We start from the raw sequence: 21665 nt of genomic DNA on the forward strand, positions 1-21665 counted from the left end.
AGTATGTTAAGATTTTTGCATTCATATGTTCTATTATTTTGTGACGTAGGCTTGTCTTTGGTTTAAACCAGGTTCATCATACTTTTTTAATTGGTTAAATAATTCTTCCTGCATTCTTTTTGCAACTTCTTTATATTCGGGATCTTCATAAAAATTGATAACTTCATCAGGATCTTTCTGTAAATCAAAAAGGTAGGGTTTTTCTCTTTTATCTATAATGAGTTTGTACCGATGATTTACAGCAGATACCCACCATCCGCCACTTTTAGCAAAATAGGTGATTCGATCACCTGTAATTTCTTTTTGAGCATTTGTAAAATCATCTGAAGTATCTAGCCCGTGAAAATTAGCTTCTGTGTTTACTCCCATTAAACTTAAGATGGTAGGCGTAAAGTCTACATTAGTATACGCTGTATGGATCACTTTTTTAGCAGGGATTTTTTCCGGATAACGAATTAAAAAAGGGATTCGGGCAGAACCTTCGTATGGTACACTCTTGTTACGTCTGTTATGTTCAAAAAACATATCTCCATGATCTGAGGTAAAGATAACAATCGTATTTTCAGTTAAATTATTATCTGTCAGGAATTTTAAAATGCTGCCTACACTATCATCAATATGACTAATCATTCCGAAATACTGTTTTAAGGCATTTTTTTCATTTGCGAATGCTTTTTTACCTATGGCTTCATTTTTATCGTTTTCGTTTTGACCACCGGCCCAGGAAGGTTTGATGGCAGTGTATTGTGCTTCCATAGTTTTTGGGGCTTCGATTTTTAAATGCTCATACATGGTGTTGTACGGAGGTTTTGCATAATCCGGGGTATGAGGATCTGGGATAGAAAGCATTATGGCAAAAGGTTGATCTTTATCCCTTTCTAAAATTGCTAAGGTTTTCTCGGTAAAGAAGTCAGTAGCATGTATTACTTCGTCCTGTGGTAATTTTGAAGCGACGTTTTGATTAATACCTCTAAAATTACCATTTTTTATATGGAAATAAGGGGCGTGTCCTCCGGTCATCATATATGTATTGTCTTCAAAACCGGCTTTGTACTTTATACCAAAGGTGTATTTTTCCTCTCCAGCCAGATGCCATTTACCTACATATGAAGTTGCATATCCCTGATCTCTTAAAATTGTGGCAAAAGTTGGGATATCTTCTCTAATATGTAATCCATTTTTAGGAGCGCCGGTTGCTTGAGGATACAAACCGGTAACTAACGAAGCCCTGGAAGGTGTACACACCGGACTTGAAGCATAGTAGCTCATTGCTATGGCACCTTCGTCAGCCAACTTATCGATATTAGGTGTTTTAGAATTATTACCTTCTCCCCAGACGAATGCTTGCTCTTTTGGTAATAATTTTTGATAAGCACTAATGGTTCTAAAATTATGTTCATCTGTATGAATGATAATTAAATTCGGTTTTTTTGAAGTGTTAGAAACCATTTCTTTTCTAGGCTTAGCAGATGCCACTTGCTGACTCTTAGCGTCGCTGATAGTGCTCATGCAAACTAACAAGAATAGGATTAAGCTTTTATATTTCATAGGTACTTTAATTACTTATTTATACTGTTTTTTTGCCATTAATAGGTCACATCAACAAATCGCATAGATCCGGCAGGTACCGTTAAGGCAATAATTTTATCAATTGGTTTTAACGTTTCTTTACTTAAAATATCCTGAACGGCAACGGGCTGCTTTGTCTGAAACCTAATCCTTACGGCTCTGTCCTGTGGGTCCAGATATCCCTGGTCTACCAGCACTATTCTTGTATGATTTTGGTCTATCTCAATTGCACTCCAAAAGGCACCATTTACCAGGATAGGTAACTTTTTTTTACCTTCTTCTACATTGTTTTCAATAGTTTTACTGAAGGTTTTAGCATTAATTTTATTTCCATTATCAAAACCTACTTTACCATTAGAGATGAAATAGGGTAACTTTTGACTTTCAACAAAAGATTTTGACTCTACCGGGGCAATGGGTACCATTCCGTTTGGTAATTCCGGTATGTAGTTTAGCCAACGGTATTTTACACCCAGGCCGATATTAGAAAAGTCATTTTCAGGAACAGAAGCACCAGCCCAATGCATTTGCGCAACAGAGAAAACAGCATTATCATCATCACTTTTATATTGCATAAGATTATGATGGTTATCCACAGAATGGATTAAATCTTCGTCAACATCTTTTATAAGATGCCAGGAGCTGATAGATTGAATATTTTCTCTTTCTACTACAGGTAAAACTCCTGATTTCATTAGGGCAAATAGTATATCTAATCCTTCTCCCTTAGTAAAACTATTATCTAAAATAATTCCATAGCGAGCTCCGTAACTAGCCATAGCAACCCCTTGTCTCAAATAAGGTGATATGGAATTTTGTCCTCCGGGTGATAACGGTCTCCAACTTGTCGGGTTGTCATCTACCAGGCGCATAGCAAAGTCATCTACATATCCCCCGGAATGCATCCCGATTCTTCCAGCCAGATTTAGATCCTGAACCCTATTGCTGGTATCTTCAGAAGCTGGAATTAAAAAATCCTTGTATTTTCCTGAAAAAAACAAATTTTTCCAAAGTGGCAAATGAGAGGTAGCCGCCCAGAACATATTTTTATACCTGAAATAGACCTTTGCCTTATTATTTTTTCGGATTGCTTTAGCCAATCGAGGCATATATTCATTAACTAAATGAACTACCCTAGGATCTTCCGTATTATCCATTTCAGCATATATAAATCCGTAACAGGTAGTGGGTGCAACCTCCAGGACTTTTTCCATGGTTTCTATTTGAAGGTAAAAAGGATCATTTCCATGACCGGCCCAGAAGGTAAATGCCTGCCCTTTTTTTTCATATTCTATGGCTGTTTTGACAATATCTTCTCTGCTATCATTGTAATTGCCTCTTTTGTCCCTTTTTAAAGCACTCTTTCCAATAATTTTTACTAAAGAAGAGCGATCCGTATTTTCTTTTGGAGATTTTTGGACTACAAATTTAAGGGTTCCTCCTTTTAAATTTTTTACTTTAGGATTTACTTTTTTTGAGGTAATCATAACCCAATCACGGTTTGATTTTTTTTGGTAATCCGGGAGTGTAAAGTTAAGTGTCTGCTGGTAAAGTGTTGTTAAGTTTTGTGCAACTTCCAGCATTCTCCCTTGTAATGGGTGGTTTTGTTGCCACCATTTATCTTTTAAGGTATTATAAAAATACACCCCATTTCCTCCGTCAACTTCTCCTGTTGCCACTAATTGATTTGACCTTTGATCAAATACAAAATCGTTATGTACCGGACTTCCGTACCTTGTTCCGTTTCTAGCGATTAAATTACCTTTATTGTCCAGTACAAACAGTATACCGCCATGTTGTAAAACAATCTCCTTTCTATTTGCCAGAAAAACCCCTTTGGAATGGGCGTACCGTTGTTTTTCCTTATTAGAAGCTTTAAAATTCGTAATAATGTCAAAATTGCCATTTATTCCAATACATTGTGCTAAAAAATTCAGATCATTAAAAAGTAGGAGGTCATCTTTATTGTCGCCATCAAGATCTGCTACTTTAATATCGGTAATCATTGATTGTTTAACTTCTTTTAATTTATCGTTTTTAAAAGAGGTTTGTTTAATCACTTGCTTGGTTTCAGCATCTAAAAAACCCATAAATTCCCAACGATACTTATCGTGATTATAGGTTAGTAAAAAAAGGCATGGCTTGTTCGCTTCCAGAAAATTTCCGGCTTCAATTTTTCGTACAACACCTTTTATGGTGGTTGTAGAAACCAATTGTCCCTGGTCATCTAATTCATATAATTTATAATCATTACCACCGGCAAAAACCTGAATTTGATTATTGTTATTTACTACTGCGATTTCTGAAAACCGCACTTTATGCCCGGGATTGAAGGCCCATAGTAATTGTCCGGAACTGCTTAAAGCATATATGGTTCCGTCTCCACTGGCTACTAATACATCGTCATTTTGATCATTAGTGATATCTACGGCTTTTATTTCAAATATAACCGCTGGTGTTTGTGTTTGATATTCCCAAATCTTCTTCCCTTCTAGAGAATATAAAGAAATACTACCAGACAATTCTGAAAAATAGAATACACTATTACCGCTTACAGTAGCTATCTCAGCATTCCTAATCATATGACCGTCGGTAGAAAAGTTTTGTGAGTTTGTCACTAAGGTGACTAATAACAGCAGTATCAAGGGTATTTTATATATCATTGCTTACTATCCTTGTTTAGTACTATAACCGATTTCGTACATGGTTGACGTTGATCTAAAACCGGAATATAATGTTTAACCATAGTATCTCTGTAAGCATCTATGTATAGTGATCCTTCTTTGGCTATAATCCGAAGTAGTGTTCGATTTTTTAACTTCATTGTTTTCTTGCAGTACTTTAAAAACAAGATGAAGGTAAAAAAGAATAGTGGCTTTAACAGTTGAATGATGGTAATACTCATAATAAGCAGTACATTAATTCACAAAATTCAACTTCTTTGTAAATAAGTATGTACCCGTACGTAAACGATATGTATTTACTGGTTTTAAAGTTGCTGGTAAGTACTTTTATAACTTAATTGTATATTGTTTTGAAAGGTGTAAACTAATACAAAACAACAGGTCATAGTAAGTAAAAGTTTCTAAAATGCACTATTCTAAAATCGACTTTCATTTATGTATACTTCAATATTAAAAATTATAGTATTGCTATTACTATTTGTTTTTCCTTTTCAAATAAATGCTCAAAACAGGAAAAACAGGTGGTGGTAAGAGAAAAACCCGCAGTATGGAAAAACCTGGTGTTGGGCGGTAGGTTTGTGGATAGGATAAAACTTATGCCAAATCTAGGTGGAATGACTAGCGATACCTGGGGAAGCGCAAACGTAATTCCCAGGGATGTTAATAATGGGATTGAAGACCCAGACTGGTCTTATTGGGGAGGGAATACCCGGTTAGACAAGGACGGATTATTTCATCTAATAGTTTGCAGATGGCCGGAGAAAGCCGAAAAAGGGCATTTTGAATGGCCGGAATCTACATTGGTACATGCAGTTTCAAAAAATTCTTACGGTCCTTATAAGGTGATTAAAAGTGAGGGTTTAGGCAAAGGTCATAATCCGGAATGGTACATTTCTAAAAATGGAAAGTGCGTAATTTATACAATTGATAAAAGATACATTGCAGATAGTATCAATGGTATTTGGCAAACTTCTCGATACCAATTTGATGATCGGGACAGAAAAGATACCAAACAGAAAAATTATATGACCAACTGTACCTTTACCCAAAGAGAGGATGGTAGTTTTTTAATGATCAACAGACACGGACAATCGTGGTTTAGCAAAGATGGAATTTCCACTTTTTACCGGGTTTCAGAAACTACAAATTATCCCAAGGTAGCGGGTAAATTTGAAGATCCGTTTGTATGGAGAGATCATGTGCAATACTATATGATTGTCAACGACTGGAAAGGTAGGATGGCCTGGTACCTGCGTTCTAAAGATGGTGTGGATTGGGTAGTAGATCCCGGAGAAGCCTATATGCCCGGTAGTATTTCAAAACATGAAAACGGTATTCACGAAGATTGGTTTAAATACGAGCGGGTAAAATTAAACCAGGACAAATTCGGTAGAGTATATCAAGCTAATTTTGCCGTAATCGATACATTAAAGCATTCGGATTTAGGTAATGATACCCATAGTTCAAAATGGATAGCAGTTCCTTTAAACAAAGGCGTGCTAGCAGAGATTGAAAATAAAAATTTTATTGATTCTAAAACTAAGGAAATTAAAATCAAAATTCTTGCGGAAGATGATTTTGACCCACATACCGCCATAAATATTAAGTCTCTTAGATTTGGAGCATCTGAAGAAGTTAATTTTGGAGGAGGTAGTAAAGTCTTGAAAACAGTAAAATCCGGTAAAGACCTGATTGTTGTTTTTAGCGGTAAAGGAAATGGGCTAACAAAAGATAATTTTGCCGGAAAATTACTGGGTAAAACAATGGATGGAAATTTACTTTTTGGGTATTCTAAATTACCGGGAATCACTTATATCACACCTATTTTATCCTCGAGACTTCCTGAATTTACATTGTCTAATAATGGTCTTAATATAAATGTAGAAGTAGAAAATTTTGGACAAATAGTTTCAAATAAATCAAAACTAAAAATAAACTTAATTGATATTTCCGGAAGAGAAATAGTTTTAGGTACAGCTACCGTAGGTCAGATCGAACCTTTTGGAAAGGAAAAAGTAAAAATTAAGTCTTCCGGAACCTTTGTAAAAGGAGAAAAATTAATGGTGAGAACTATAATTGAATCAAAAAACTTAGAGCCTATTTCATTGACAAAAAATGTCATTGTAAAATAATAGAAAGGCTATATAATAGGGGAGTAGCTTATTATTTAGTTAAAATTAAACCGGAAATTTTAGTTGGCGTATAGATTTTAAACAGATTCTTGACTTTAAAATTCAAAGGGAAGCTTTACCTAATATTTTAAAATGAAATTCATATTTGATTGAAATAATGATAAAATTTTTGTTAATTAGAAATCAATCATTTTAAGTTTTTACCTGTAATAATTAACTAATTGTTAAGCTGATTAATCTGTAATTTTTACTATAGCATACAAATTAATCATGTAGAGGTACAAGAATTTAGAAGTAGTTAAAGAAGTTTGTTTTAAATACCAATCTGATACCAAATTAGCATAAATGCATTAAATAAGTGCCTATTATAATTTTTCAGTTCATATGAAATACATATTATTACTTATAATTATCTTGACGATAAGTACACTTCAGGATAATAGGGCACAATCTTCCGGAATTAAAGGAAAACCAAATATTATCTATATCCTGGCAGATGATTTAGGTATTGGTGATATAAGTAGTTTTAATAAACAAGGAAAAATTAAAACTCCGAATATAGATCAATTGGCAAAAGAAGGAATGCGTTTTACAGATGCACATACTTCATCTTCAGTTTGTACACCTACTCGTTACAGTATTATGACTGGTAGGTATAATTGGCGCACAGTTTTAAAGAAAGGGGTTTTGAAAGGAACTTCTCCTGCCTTAATTCCGAAGAAAAGAAAAACGATTGCCTCCTTACTTCAAAGTCAGGGTTATGTAACTGCCTTTATCGGTAAATGGCATCTGGGGTGGAATTGGGCAGAAATAGAAAACCCTAAGGGGAGTCCTAAAAAGCAAAGCAACTACGATTATTCAAAACCTATAAGTCATTCTCCTAATGATTTAGGCTTTGATTATGCTTATGGGATTAATGGTTCCCTGGATATGGGACCTTATATTTATGTGGAAAACAGAATGCCTACGGCAAAGACAGAAAGGATCATTGATAGAAAAAACGGATACGCTTTCCGGAGGAAAGGGCTTATTGCCACCGATTTCAAACATAAAGAAGTAACCCCTAACTTCATAAACAGGTCTATTGAGTATATAAAGTCTAAAAAGGATACTAAACAACCGTTTTTTTTGTACTTGCCATTACCTTCTCCGCATACCCCTATCTTACCTACCGAAGAATTTATAGGAAAATCCGGAATCAATCCGTACGCTGATTTTATCATGATGATAGATACCTACCTGGGAACGTTATTTAATACAGTAAAAGAACAAGGGTTGGAAAATAATACTCTGATTATTTTTACCAGTGATAACGGTACTTCTCCTAAGGCAAACGCAAAAGTATTACATCAATTTGGTCACCACCCAACTAAACATTTTAGGGGAATGAAAGCTTCTATCTTTGAAGGGGGGCATAGAGTTCCCTTTATCGCAAAATGGCCCGGGGTAATTTCACCTAATTCTGTTTCGGATCAAACTATCTGTACTACGGATTTTTATGCCACCTGTGCGGAAATATTAAATTATGAAATTCCGGATAACGAAGGCGAAGATAGCTATAGTTTAGTACCTTTATTTAAAGGTAAAGAGATTTCTGGAAACTTTAGAGAGGCAACTGTTCATCACTCAAGCGGAGGTTTTTTTTCAATCAGAAAGGGAGATTGGAAACTAATTCTATGTAAAGGGGATGGAGGATATAAAGAATTAAAAGAATTGTCAGAAACTGAAGCACCGGAATATCAACTGTATAATTTAGCCGAAGACCCTTCGGAAACTAATAATTTATATCGTGATTCTTCAACTAAGTACCAGGAGTTAGAGCAACTTCTTATAAAATATATTGAAGAAGGAAGAAGCACACCGGGTAAAGTTCAAAAGAATGATGCCATCAACTTTACCTGGAAACAGGTAGGTTTTCTATCTAAAACTAACTAATAACAATCCTAAACCTAAAATTGAAACAATGAATATACATAAAACAACGAATTTTAAGTTTTTTGTCTTAACGGTTCTTATTTTCTTAAGTCAATACACGTTCTCACAATATAAAGAACCGGATAGTTACCGGGAACCTAAGAAAATACTAACAATCAAAAAGTCAAATAGTAACGATAATGTTTTGTTTCAAAAAGCAATAAGCGAGGTTTATAAAGCAGGCGGGGGACATGTTGTCGTTTCTAGTGGAACATATACAATATTAAACATAAACCTGCAAAGTAATGTACATATCATCTTTGAAAAAGATGTGATTATTCGACCTGATATGGAAAAAGCTCCGGTACATTTAAAAAAGGGTTTAAAATCCGGAAATATTTTTCAATTAGGTAGAAAAAACTTTACTGAAAATGTATCTATAAGAGGTTCAAAGAAGAATAATGTACGAATTAATTTTTCTGAAGAAACCGCTATGTTAAGAGCTTTTAATATTGGCAATTGTAAAAATTTTAAAATTGCTAATATTACTATCGATGATAATAAAACTCTTTACAGTAGCCTTGTCCTGGGTTGGATAGGAGAAAAGAATGGGATAGGTTTAATACCAACGGACGGTCTTGTAGAAAATTTTAAAGCGATAAATGCAAATTACGAATTTGGAGCTGTACAGGCACAATCCGGTCTGAATATAGTTTTTAAAGATATTGAAAGTATAGGGGGTGTAGCCGTAAGATTAGAAACAGGTTATAAAAAAATGAACGATTCCGGTACCGGAGGTTTATACGATATTACTGTTGAGAATTTGATCTCTAGAAAAGGGCAGGCAGCACTATTATTACAGGCACATACTTTAGATCATGGAGATATTGTTGCCAAAGATATCAGTGCTTATGGTAGCGAATTTGCCGTTATTTTGGAAGCTGCTTTTGTATCCAGAAAAAACTTTGATGAAAACCCAAAAAAGACTCACGGCACTTTTCAATCTGTAACTATTGATAAGGTAAAAGCAGTTTATGAAGATGGTCCCATTGAGACAAAATATGCTCATTTGGACAAGTATCCCATAGAATTACATCCTAAAATTCAAGTAGTTACAACTAACGGAGAAAAACAGTTTTTTGGTCCGTCTATTGCTGCCGTTGCCCATTTATTCAAAAAAGATAATAACGTTAAAATTACTAATATAAAAGCTACTGGCTTTACACATCATCCCGATATCATTACACCAGAAAATCTTAATACAAAAAAGAAGGGTATTAAAGAATTATTAAGTCAGAAAAAACCAAATTAAAATTTGATATTCTTTCTTTATATGAGATATTTCATATGTATGCTATTAGTTGTCATAAGTTCAATGAATGCTCAAAAAACTGCCTTAAATGATTATTTGAAAACCGCAGTTTTACTATTTGAAGATGATTTTAACCGATTGGAAATTAAAGATTCTGTAAATTATCTGAATAAGGAATGGAGACCCAATCTAAGTAGTACTAATGTCAAACAAAGTGCTATTGTACAAAATAGATTATATCTCGAAGTAAGCGCAGATGCTAATCATGGAGCGTCTGTTGCCCGGACTGTACCTTTTGATGATGGCATACTACAGGTAGATTTCAGAATGCTGGACAAGGGGTTTAATAAAAAAAGAGGGTTTCATATTAATTTTAATGATGAAGATGCTACGGAATTTGTGCATTATGGTCACGTATGTCAGGTCTCTATTACACCAACCAGAGTTCAACTGGTAGATCAATTTACAGGAGTGCACCGCAATGACGTCTGGGCACTTATTAAAAGTGGAAGTGCAGAAAAAGAACGGAAGGGTAGGGAGATGGTTAAAGATAAGTATTGCAAGTACCCTATAAATTTAGAATTAGAAGAATGGGGAACCTTGACTTTGCTTTTTATCAAAGACGAATTATCTGTGTTTATAAATGAAAAGCTTATAGCATGTAAAAAATCCCCTGGATTTGATCATAAGTTTAAGAAAGAAACAGTTCTGGCATTATGGAATGCTGCTGTAGAATTTGATAATTTTAAAATTTGGTCACTAGATAAGTAACGAAGTATAGTTAATTCTTAAATTTGCTTCGAAGGAGTTTACAATAGCGGTTAAAGTTTAACCCTTAACCGCTGTGTATAGCTTATTTTACTAATACCCTATAGTAAAGCGTTTTTTAGAAAAAGAAGCATTTTCAACCTCGTTTAGTATACCAACGGCAAAATCTTCCATAGAGATAGCACTTTCCCCTTTATCATTTGCTAATAAATAATCCTCCCCTATTCTAAATTGATTAGTTCTTTCGCCTTCAAAAATGTATGCAGACGGAGAAACATTTGTCCAGTTCAATTCGGATTCTTTTAGGTAGATATCTTCCAGTGCTTTTTGATGAGAAACCGCAATGGATTTATAATCTGCCGGAAAATCGGGAGCATCTACTAATAATAAATCTTCACTAACTTTTAAACTACCGGCTCCGCCTACAGCTATTAATCGCACCTCTGCTTTTTTGGATGCTTCTACTAATGATTTTGTGGCATCTATAATTAAGTCCGTATTTTCATGAGGTGGTGCATACGCGCTGATCACTACATCACTTCCTTTTAAATTTTCTGCCAGGGTTTCCGTATCAAAAATATCAACCGCCTTAATATCTACATCATCTATTCCAAAAAAACTCTTTTCTTTTGAAGTGATTAATCGTAATTCATGATTTCTTGTTGTGGCTTCTTTTGTAATTCTTTGTCCAATGTTTCCACCGGCTCCGATAATGGTTACTTTCATGATTTTATATTTTTAATGAATATTGTTATTTAAATTTTGGCGAAGTAATTAAACTTGTATTTTACTCTAGGAAATACTTTTCGGTCATAAATCCATGATACAATGGTAGCTACAATAGCTATGATTGACATGGCACTACTCCCGTCATTTGCTACGGTATGTGCTGAGAATGCTAAGAGGGCATCAAATAGAAATCCGGCATAGGCCAGTTCTTTTAAGAAATAAGACTTTTTAAGAAGTATAACCATTATTCCTAAGATTTTAAGAATAGCCAAAGGGTAAATTAACCAGGTAGGAAATCCGAGATGTATAAAAAAACCACTGGCTCTTCCATAACTGAATAGGTACATTCCTGCTGAAAATGAAAAGACCAGGATCATAATGGCAGTTGCCACCCAATATATAATTTTGTTTTTTTTCATCATTTTAATTTAAAGGTTACTATTTTATAAATTTATTGATGATTTTGGCTATATCACTAGCATATTCTTCTAATACGAAATGACCTCCGTTAAAAAAATGCATTTCAATGTTTTCTAAATCTTTACCGTATGCTTCTCCTCCTACTTTTGTAAAAAACTTATCATTTTCACCCCAAACAACTAAAGTTTTAGGTTGATGAGTTTTAAAATAATTTTGCCATTCCGGATATTTAGGAAAATTAGAACCATAATTAAAAAACATAGCAGCTTGTATTTCTTTAGCACCTGTTCTACTTAAAAAAGCATTATCCATCAAGTAATAAGAGGGATCAATATCCGAAGGCCTGGAAGCACCACCAAGATGTTGCTCCTTCAGTCCGTCAATGGATAGTAGATAATCCTTAAAATTATGAAGGCCATCCATATCATTTGCTTTTTGAAATTCACCAATTTTCATAGCCCATTCGCCTAATCCTTCCATATATGCATTGGCATTTTGAATGATCAGGCTTTTAATTAATTCCGGTCTATTTGTTGCGATTCTAAATCCGATAGGTCCGCCATAATCCTGAACTAATAGGTGAAAAGAGTTCAATTCAAGAGCATCTATAAATGCATCCATTATTTTAGATACATTATCAAAGGTATATTCAAACGCTGATGGGGCAGGGGTTGCACTTAATCCAAAACCTGGATAATCCGGCGCGATAAGGTGATAGTCATCAGATAACTCTTCTATCAATCCCGTGTACATATAGGAGGAACTGGGAAAGCCATGTAATAAAAGGATAGTTTCCTTATTCTTTATTCCGGCTTCTCTATAAAATAAAGAGATTCCGTTAATTTCAATTATTTTGTTCTTTGTATTCATTAGGTGTTTTTTAAGTTTCTAGTGAGCTTTACATTTTCTACTTTTTTCTTCTTTTTAAAAAAGGAAGTTTAATTGGTTCTTATGATCCACAGACAATTGCTACTATTAAAGCAAAAACGAGGTCTGTGTCATTTTTACTACAATTCAATTTTATTTAATGTAATATTTTTTATTACAGTTTTAATTAAAAAAAATCTAAGATTGATTATTAGATGCTTTTACATCTGGTTTGTAATAACCTCTCATCCATAATTCCTCGTATTTTCAATAGACTTTAACTTAGTGTTGATTTATTTGCCAACCTTACAAGTAGCTTTAAATTTATTTTAAATAGTCATTATGGATTTTTTGAATTAGGTAGGAATAATTTGATGTGCAAAATACATTAAGCTTAAAAAAAGAATTAACATAGGCTACATTGACTAGTATTTTCTGTATAATCTTGGACTATAAATAAAATTACTGCTGGGCGGAATCGTTATACTGCCAAAGTACATTTACTAGTTGCCACTTCATATTAAGTTTTACTATGTGCATATAATCAATCCAATCATCTGCTATTAATTTGACAGAAGCAACCTTATCGTACACATCCAGGATAATTACTTCTTTTTTTGGTTTTATAGGAAACTTATCCTGGTTGGTATTGTACGTTTCAGCTAATAAAATCATAGCGTCCGTAAAGGTTTCTCGTAAATATTCCTTTCCCGATTTTTTATTTGTCCAAAATGTTCTTTTGACCATTCGAGGATGAGCGGCTCTCTCAAACTGTTCTGGCTTTACATTATGTTGTGATTCTATATAATCCAGCGCAACCTGTTTAATATCTAAAGAATCTTGTTTTGTTTGTCCCTGAACAAAAGAAGTTATAAGGAATAAGAGAAATACGATAAATTTAGATACTTGTTTCATTCTTGTTATTTAGTGGAAGCTTCATCCAGATAAGAAGCGTATTTTGTAATTAAATCCGGATGTTTATCTGCCACATTTGTAGTTTCATAAATATCGTTCTTTAAGTTATACAATTCAAAATAAGAGGGGTTATTTTCACCTTTTTTAGGTGTTATTCTAAACAATTTCCAATCGTTTACACGTACAGCTTCGTAATAAGGATTTTTTCCGTGTTCCCAATTCCAATATAGGTATTTATGTTTCTTTTGAAAATTATTTCTGCCAAAAATAGTAGGTGCCAGACTTATCCCGTCAATATGATCGGGAATGGGTATTGCCGCTAATTCGCACGCTGTAGGTAAGAAATCCCAAAAGGCACTCACATGATCAGAAACCTGGTTTTCTTTGACGACTCCTTTCCATCTTACTATAAATGGAATCCGAATCCCACCTTCATATAAATCTCTTTTCTTACCCCTTAAGCCTCCGGAACTATTAAAAAACGAGATGTCTTGCCCACCTTCATTTGAAGGTCCATTATCACTCGCAAACATGACAATGGTATTTTCTTCCAGATTTAATTCTTTAAGCAATGCGATGATACGCCCAATATTTTTATCCATCCGTGAGATCATACCCGCATAGGTTAGATTTGGTTGATCTTGTGCGCAGTACCCATCAGTATATTGACTTCCATATCCGTTTCCTTTTTGGGCGCCACCACCCACTTTATGAGGTGTTTCCGGCCAGTTTAAATTTTTATAGGGTTCTTTAGAATCTTCAGGAACCGTTAACTCCGCATGAGGAATCGCAAAGGGCAAGTACAGGAAAAAAGGTTTGTCTTTATTATTTCTTATAAATTCTAAAGATTCTTTAGCAAATTCATCATGTGAATAGGTGCCTTTACCCACCATATAAGAACCATCTTTATCCCGAATATTTAAATTTTCGGGATAGACCACTTTGGTTTGATTTCGCCATAAATATTCAGGGTAATAAAAATGTGCAAAACCTTGATTTTGAAATCCAAAGTAATGGTCAAAACCTTGCTGGTTCGGACTGTTTTTTGCAAAAGTGCCTTCGGACAACCCCCATTTACCGATAATACCTGTGGTATAATCGGCTTTTTTTAAAAGTTCTGCAACCGTAACATCGTCGGGATTCATTAATTGTCCGTTTCTAGTTACAGAAGCGTTCCCCATGTGCATACCGGTCATTAAGGCACATCTTGATGGCGAACAAACGGTTTGTCCTGCATAATGATTGGTGAACTTAATACCTTCTCTGGCCAACCGGTCAATATTAGGGGTTTTAATCTTCTCCTGGCCGTACACACCTACATCCCCATACCCCATATCATCTGCCAGAATGTAGATGATATTTGGTTTTGTATTCTTTTTAACAACGGTTGTTGCTTCTTTAGTCGTAAGACAGGATGAGCAGAGTAGTACTATGCATCCTAAAAAAGTACGAGCAGTTAAACTTTCCATTTTCAATATCCTTAGATAATTTCCTATTAATCCCAATTGTCTGTTCTAAATGAAGAGGCAGGCAGCCCTGCGGTATTATATAAAGCTCCATCTATATATTGAGACCAGCCATACCTTACTGCTACCGGCTTTGCCACGCGATCACTCCAAACTTCTAAACTTCCTTTTGTAATTTTAGTTGTTGCGGTATAAAATATTCGATCTTCACCAGCAACTTCAAAACCTGTCAGTTCCTTTCCCATTGTAGTAACCCCATTAGGTGCATAATCAAAATGTAATAAAACCTTATTTGATTTGACTTCCATTGATTTATAAATTGGTCCGCTAAACTCAATACCATCATAGCCGTAATCCTTTGCTAATGCCCATAATGCCAATCGTTCTCCTACTTTTCTTTTCTCAGGAGGATGAATACAGTATTTATCGCCAATATCTAAAGTTACTACCATTCCTGTATTTTCAACATTCATCATAGTCCTTAATTGTTTTTCCCGTAAGAATGCCTGTGCATCCCCACCCCATCCTACAGGTGCGATTTGTACAAAATAAAACGGAAAATCCCCTTGGTTCCAGGCAACTCTCCATGACTTTATTAAAGCAGTAAATAGTTCCGTATAATTGTGATGATAACTTTTATTTGATTCTCCCTGATACCAGATAACCCCTTTTATGGTAAAAGGGATTAAGGGGTGTATCATCCCATTGTATAAAACAGACGGGTTTTTTTGAGGTTTTTTATCATCTGTATTCCATTTGTCAAAACCTGCAAATTCTGCATCTATACTACTTTTTGGTGTCCAGGCTTCTGCCGGAGTACCACCCCAACTACTTAAAATCAAACCTACTGGGACTTTTAATTTTTCCTGTAATAATTTACCATAAAAATAAGCGGTTGCACTAAAATTCTTAACCGTTTCGGGTTTTGATAATTGCCATTGTCCGGAAATTGTATCTGAAGGGGCATCTGCTATTTTTCTGCCAACGTTAAAAAAGCGTAATTGATTATTCTTACTATTTAAAATGGCTAAATTGCTTCCGTTTACGTGCTGACCTTCAAACCCCTTTACCGGCATTTCCATATTGGATTGCCCGGAACAAACCCAAACTTCTCCCACCATAACATTTAAAAGGTCAATCTTGTTTTCTCCTTTTATAGTAAGCCTAAAAGGGCCACCTGCTTTTGCTTCTTCTAAAAAGATATTCCAGGTACCCCTCTTAACTTTTGCCTTATAGGTTTTTCCTTTAAAAGTTATTTCTACTACTTTTTCCGTTGTAGCCTTACCAAATATAGCAATAGGTTTATTACGCTGTAAAACCATGTTACTTTTAAACAACCCATTTGGTATTACCTCTGCATATAGAGAGGTAACAAAGAATGTCAAACAAATCAGAATACCTTTTTCTATCATATTTTAAATAGCATCTATGCCTTAACCAGAAAACTAATTACACTTTATAACTGGATCTATTCATTGATCATTTTAATTAATTCATTAGCAAAGGCAATACCCAGTCTTTTTTGCCCTTCTGCATTGTAATGTACATTATCTTTGTGTTTTGGGTAATCAGACCAAGTTTTATCGGTGGTTGTTTTAAGTATGGCAGTATTCTGTACCATGGTTGGCACCTTTTCCATTTGGGATCGTACTATTGCCGGACCCCCTTTTATACCATACCTGGAATTGATTTGTCCGAAAACAAAAGGCATATTTTCTTCATTAAAGGTAGTTCTGTACTTTTCAATTAACTTTTGAAGGTTTTCTGCATAACTGGTTGCAGCAAATTCTTTCAGGGCATCATTTTCACCCTGCATCCAGGCCATACCAATAATTTTGTAATCTTTCCCTTTTTCTTTTAGGATGTTTAGGTTTTTATTAATTAAATTAATGTGTATCTGCGGTAAATTCCAACCTTGTTTTTTTTCTCCTTTTTCTATTTCTTTTGCTTTTTCAAGTGTATAATCAGAACTCCAGGCACCGTATAAAGAAGTGCCTCCTTTTGCATGTTTTATCAAAAGAAATTCCTTATTTGGGTATTTCTCTGCCAGGGTTAAACCAATAAATAGTTCCGGACCGAATCGTTTTGTAAAACTATATTTCTCATTAGGTTTATTTTTAGAATACGATAAGGGTACTTGATTTAAGTACGTATAGCTTACGGTAACTCTATCTGCAACTTTAGCTATTCTATCTTTAAGTTCTTCTGATAAATCGTCGTAATTACCAAAACCTACCATATTGGATTGCCCAGCTAATAAAACAACATTTACGACACTATCAAGGTTTTTCTTAATAGGTTCAGGTATTGAATGTAATCTGCAACTTGCAAAAATGATTAGGAGTACTACTAAGTAGTTTTGAATCTTTAATTTAGTTTTCATGTTTTAAGAATTTAGTCCATCAAGTTTATTAATTTTTCTCCAAAAGCAATTCCTAGCTTTTTTTGTCCTTCGGCATTGTAGTGTACATTGTCCGGATGTTTGGGATAGTCAGTCCAGGGTTTGTCAGGTTTTGTTGTTACGATTGCTACTTTTTTATCAGCTTTTGCCACTTCCAGCATTGCCGTTCTTACCTGTTCCGGTCCTTCAGCGTACTTTCTGGGGGGTACATTTATTTGTCCGATGATAAAGGGTAAATCAGCGATGCCAAATTCTTTTCTATAGCTACTGATTAAATTTTGTAAGTTAACTTTGTAATTGTTTGCAGCGATAGGTTTACCAGCATCATTTTCTCCTTGTAGCCAACCTATACCCATTATTTTATACTTTTTTCCTTCTGTAAGTAAGCGTTTTAAATGAACTTTACTATTATCTATATGTTTAGCATAAAGTTGAAGTTTCTTTCTAACCTCACCTTTTTCAGAAATATTTGCTTTTTCCTGGCTCCAATCAGGGTTCCATGCTCCATGTAGTGAAGTACCTCCCGTAGCAGTTTTTATCATTAAAAATTGGTGATCCGGATATTTTTCAGCTAGCGTTAGCCCCATGAATAGTTCCGGACCAAAATGTTTTGAGAAAGGGTACTTTTCCGTTTGCTTTCCATCTACTTCAGACAACGGTTTTGGTCGGTTTCTAAAATCCGTAACCAGCACTCTCGAAGCTACTTTTTCAATCCGATCTTTTACAGATGCAGACAGTTCATCATAATTTCCATGGCCAACCATGTTTGATTGACCAGCAAGTAACACCACCTGAACTTCATCTTCATTTTGTGCATTTCCCAAAGAAATAGTAAAAGAGTAAAGTAGAGCAAAAATTTTTAAAATACGGATATTCATTTTAAGAGTGTGTTATACATATCAATAAAGAAATTAAACTATATTTTTATGTATATTTCAATACATAAAACGTCTTTGTGGATAAAAGAAGGTATGAGATAGGTCAGGAAATTAAATAATGTATAATGAAAGTACATTCTATTTATTATTTCAAAACAATTTAATAAGAAAACAGATTAATTTAATTGAGCGTTTTTTCTAAACCCTTCCGGATCTACTAAAATGGTACCGCCCAAGTTTTGTGTCCAAATCTTAGTTTTAAAGTAATAGCCTTCTGAATTCTAATTTGCCTATGGTAAGCTTATAAAGCTTCATCCAATTCAATATCAATAAATCGAAAACCCCCTAGAGGAATTTCAATTGAAACTTCTGATTTTTCACTGGTTTTAAAAGTTTCTTTAGTTAAAATATCTGAAACTTTTGTAGGTGCAATTGTATTGAAGGTTACTATTGCGGTTGCTTTATTCGGATTGATATAGCCATTCTCGATAAGCGTTAACCTTAAATGCTTTGGTGATGTTTGGGCAACTACCCAGGCAACATTTCCGGAAACTGTCACTGGTAGTTTTTTTGATAAATCCTGAATGTCTTTTTCTATAGTTTTAAAATAGGTATCTGCAGGAAAGCTTTGTTTACCATCTGATGAATAGTAATTTCTACCATCTGTAATATACTCTTTCATAATATTTTTGTAGAGCGGATGCAAATGGCTTTGTAAAGTTCCTCTCGGTGCATCTAGATCTGCAAACATACCATTCTGAGGAGGTGTGATAAGCACCATTCCGTTTTTATATTCCGGTAAAAAGTTTAATCTTCTCTCGGTAACACCTGCTGCATATCTTGAAAAATCCCATTCTGTAACAGGTGCTCCAGGCCATGAACCATTCATCCTACTAAATACAAAAGGCTTGTCTTTTTCAAAATCTTCATCATAAAAAACCGTCCATTTTATATTAGCACCATCATCCAGAAAATGTGCATCCGGTTCCTTCATACTCACATGAACTGGTGAAAAACTTAAAACTTCTTCACGTTTTGGAACATAAATGGCCCCTTTTGCAATTAATTCCCAATAGAGACTGAGATACTCCTGATCTACCGCATAATTATTTATAAATTGTGCACCATAAGCCGTATGGTAGATTAACATCTTTAAAAAGTGATTGGGTAAATTCTGATACCCGTACTGTCTTGACCGATCCAATGTAGTATTATCCCTGACTGCCCTGGTTCCCCAGGAATTAACCGCGCCACTGGCCCACATTCCTAAACGGCCGGATATACTTAATTCCATCACCTTGTCAGAAGTTTCTTCCATGGCAGGTACAAAAACTTCTGCAAATTCACCTGACATTAATCTTGACCAAGGTTTTAAGTAATTAGAACCCAACCAAAATATATTTTTTGAACGTAAAAATATATTTGCATTTTTATCTTTGGCATAACCCGCCAGTGGATATAATAAGCTATCCACAACAAAATTTAAATTTTCAGAATGATCTTCTAATTCGGGATAAATTAAGACTGTTTTCTTTCCGTTAGCAAGGTCCAGCACTTTTTTAGTGGTTTCTAACTGATACATAAAAGGATCGTTACCATGACCTCCCCAATAAGCATAACCTTTTTCATTTTCAAACTTCTTTCTCACCTTATTTAAAACCTGATCTTGTGATAGAATATATTTTGCACGTCTGTCCCGCTTTTTTCTATACACTTCATTTTGTAATTTGGATCTATCCCATTTTTCCCGAGGGATATTGCCATGGTTTAAAAACACTGGACTATTATAAGTGCTTGAAATTTCTTCTTTTAATTTCTTTACCTTTTCAGGAATTTGTTCAGTCATCAAATATACTGGTAGGTTATCCCTCTGCCAGGAGGGTTTTTTAAAGTTTTTAAGGGATGCTCTTATGGCATTTGTGTTTTTTAAAATTTCTGCAATCTTCCCCTGTGGCTTTGATTGTGAAAATCCCTTTTTCCACCCGTTTTTATCTGTATCAATTACATAAATGTTACTGCCACCACTTTGTTCACTTGCTAATAAAATTTTATTTGTATTTGGGTCTTTATACAAATCATTAAATGCATAAGTACCTTCTACTATTTCTGCTTTGTCATTATTAAGATCCGAAGGAATTAAACGTAGTTGGCTGCCAACTTTAACTACATAAAGTTGTTGATCATTTTCTGTTATAGTTGCAACTTCTACTACATCATAACCCGTTCTAATTTTATTTAACTTGTTATAAACAAATTTACCAGTAACCGGGTTATAAATTAAAAAAGCATTATCATTAGAATGCGCAGAAGTACCTAAAACTGCTTCTTGCATACCATCATTATTAAGGTCTGCCAAATAAAAATCACCGATAACCCGTAGTCTTTTTTGACCATTGGCAGTTAGTTGATCCTTTCTATAAGGTAAGTTTTCCAGTACCTTAAAAAGGTACATGGTACCCGGAACATTCATATGATTGTTAGTTCCTAAAACTGCCAGGATATCCTCTCCGTCTTTTTGCTGAATAGGTCTTATAAAATTAGCAGTACTTACATTTTTTTCAGGAAGGTCTGTTTTGTATTTCGATCTGGGTACTTCTATAGAATAGGTAGATGACTTTATTTCTTTAACTAATTCTCCTTGAGGGGATAAGTAATAAATACTTTTATCAAAACCACCAGCTACCACATAGGTTTCCGTACCCGTTTGAACTGTACAAACCGCATACATCGGGGCACTATTTTTTTTAAACTTCCACAATAAGTTTCCTTGATAATCCAGGCAATAAACGGTTCCGTCAGCATTTGCCGCCAGAATTTCATCCCTTCCGTCCCCGTTAATATCCTTGCACCAGATATCGTGGTTCATAAAACCGGAAAGTTTATTTTGCCATAAAATATCCCCATTGTAAGAAATACCTAGAAGGGTGCCTTCATAACTATTTCCGATAATATAGGATTCCCCGTTGTTAAGGGCAGATGATACTTTGGTTATCGTGTAACCTGTTTCGATACCATAAAAACCATTATTTTTAATTTCCTGCGCATTTAGGTTTCCTAAACTCAAAAGTAAAATTATTGTCGAAATTAGTATTTTTCTCATTGATACATAGTTTAACATTAGTGTACGGTAAAGATTCAAGACCCGCCTGCACGGGTATCAATCCTATCCCAGCCCTTCCCAAAGGGAAGGTAGCTAAAATTCCTTTCCTTTAGAAAAGATTTAGGATAGGATAGTTAGCTGTAAATTAAATAGTTGGGTTAATTTTAATACGCCAATACTATAATAAACTAGAGCCTTAGTTCAAAAAATAAATTACTTTTAAAAAAGTAAAAAAGCAGCCTTCTAATATTTTAAAGTTTGAAATTACCTTATTTTACGATGCTTAATAGACTTTTATTTTAACCGGACACTAATAATAGTGCCTCCTATTTTCGGTTAAAACGTAATAATCCTAAAATGCAAAAAGTAAATAAGTTAAAATTTTAAATAAGTATTTTGGTAAAAAGCTATGACATCTACATACGCCAAACCATAGTTATGCCTAAAAAAGCAACTATCTAGTAAAAATTAAAAACCTTTGATTCTTCATTAGCTAAAAACATGCCATCT

General features: G+C 34.5%; 15 protein-coding genes. 4 read left to right on the plus strand and 11 right to left on the minus strand.

The window, feature by feature from the left end:
- Positions 1-33: 33 nt before the first annotated feature.
- The gene (locus tag NBT05_RS07055) at positions 34-1509 is read right to left on the minus strand and encodes a sulfatase (RefSeq protein WP_265772791.1); all 1476 of its coding nucleotides are present in this window, start codon (positions 1507-1509) and stop codon (positions 34-36) included.
- A gap of 77 nt (positions 1510-1586) precedes the next feature.
- Positions 1587-4232, minus strand: a complete 2646-nt coding sequence (locus tag NBT05_RS07060) for a hypothetical protein (RefSeq protein ID WP_265772792.1) — start codon at positions 4230-4232, stop codon at positions 1587-1589.
- A gap of 545 nt (positions 4233-4777) precedes the next feature.
- Here NBT05_RS07060 and NBT05_RS07065 point away from each other — a divergent pair.
- The 4 genes from NBT05_RS07065 to NBT05_RS07080 all read left to right on the plus strand — a co-directional run bounded on the left by NBT05_RS07065 (position 4778) and on the right by NBT05_RS07080 (position 10382).
- Positions 4778-6385 (plus strand): glycoside hydrolase family protein, encoded by a 1608-nt coding sequence (locus NBT05_RS07065; protein ID WP_265772793.1) that lies wholly within the window; start codon positions 4778-4780, stop codon positions 6383-6385.
- Positions 6386-6769: 384 nt separating this feature from the next.
- Complete coding sequence (locus NBT05_RS07070; RefSeq protein ID WP_265772794.1) at positions 6770-8320, plus strand: sulfatase family protein; 1551 nt, start codon at positions 6770-6772, stop codon at positions 8318-8320.
- A 28-nt stretch (positions 8321-8348) separates the two neighbouring features.
- The gene (locus NBT05_RS07075; protein ID WP_265772795.1) at positions 8349-9611 is read left to right on the plus strand and encodes a hypothetical protein; all 1263 of its coding nucleotides are present in this window, start codon (positions 8349-8351) and stop codon (positions 9609-9611) included.
- 63 nt (positions 9612-9674) lie between these two features.
- Positions 9675-10382, plus strand: a complete 708-nt coding sequence (locus NBT05_RS07080) for a hypothetical protein (RefSeq protein WP_265772796.1) — start codon at positions 9675-9677, stop codon at positions 10380-10382.
- Positions 10383-10472: 90 nt separating this feature from the next.
- Here the strand turns inward: NBT05_RS07080 and NBT05_RS07085 are convergent, their stop codons facing one another.
- From NBT05_RS07085 to NBT05_RS07125, 9 genes are all read right to left on the minus strand, one after another.
- Positions 10473-11105, minus strand: coding sequence for an NAD(P)-dependent oxidoreductase (locus NBT05_RS07085; RefSeq protein ID WP_265772797.1), 633 nt, complete (start codon positions 11103-11105; stop codon positions 10473-10475).
- A 29-nt stretch (positions 11106-11134) separates the two neighbouring features.
- The gene (locus NBT05_RS07090) at positions 11135-11530 is read right to left on the minus strand and encodes a DoxX family protein (protein WP_265772798.1); all 396 of its coding nucleotides are present in this window, start codon (positions 11528-11530) and stop codon (positions 11135-11137) included.
- Positions 11531-11546: 16 nt separating this feature from the next.
- Positions 11547-12398, minus strand: coding sequence for an alpha/beta fold hydrolase (locus NBT05_RS07095; RefSeq protein WP_265772799.1), 852 nt, complete (start codon positions 12396-12398; stop codon positions 11547-11549).
- A 459-nt stretch (positions 12399-12857) separates the two neighbouring features.
- Entirely contained in the window at positions 12858-13310 is a 453-nt protein-coding gene (locus tag NBT05_RS07100) for a nuclear transport factor 2 family protein (RefSeq protein WP_265772800.1), read from the minus strand.
- 5 nt (positions 13311-13315) lie between these two features.
- Positions 13316-14779 (minus strand): arylsulfatase, encoded by a 1464-nt coding sequence (locus tag NBT05_RS07105; RefSeq protein ID WP_265772801.1) that lies wholly within the window; start codon positions 14777-14779, stop codon positions 13316-13318.
- 26 nt (positions 14780-14805) lie between these two features.
- Positions 14806-16188, minus strand: a complete 1383-nt coding sequence (locus NBT05_RS07110) for a sialate O-acetylesterase (RefSeq protein ID WP_265772802.1) — start codon at positions 16186-16188, stop codon at positions 14806-14808.
- Positions 16189-16244: 56 nt separating this feature from the next.
- Positions 16245-17159 carry a sialate O-acetylesterase gene (locus tag NBT05_RS07115; protein WP_265772803.1) on the minus strand — a complete coding sequence of 305 codons (915 nt, stop codon included), beginning with the start codon at positions 17157-17159 and terminating at the stop codon, positions 16245-16247.
- 11 nt (positions 17160-17170) lie between these two features.
- Complete coding sequence (locus NBT05_RS07120) at positions 17171-18055, minus strand: sialate O-acetylesterase (protein WP_265772804.1); 885 nt, start codon at positions 18053-18055, stop codon at positions 17171-17173.
- Between the two features lie 301 nt (positions 18056-18356).
- Positions 18357-21155: a hypothetical protein gene (locus NBT05_RS07125; RefSeq protein ID WP_265772805.1), complete on the minus strand. Its 2799-nt coding sequence runs from the start codon at positions 21153-21155 to the stop codon at positions 18357-18359.
- Positions 21156-21665: the final 510 nt, after the last annotated feature.

It is taken from the genome of Aquimarina sp. ERC-38 (assembly GCF_026222555.1).
In the GTDB taxonomy this organism is placed as follows: Bacteria; Bacteroidota; Bacteroidia; order Flavobacteriales; family Flavobacteriaceae; genus Aquimarina.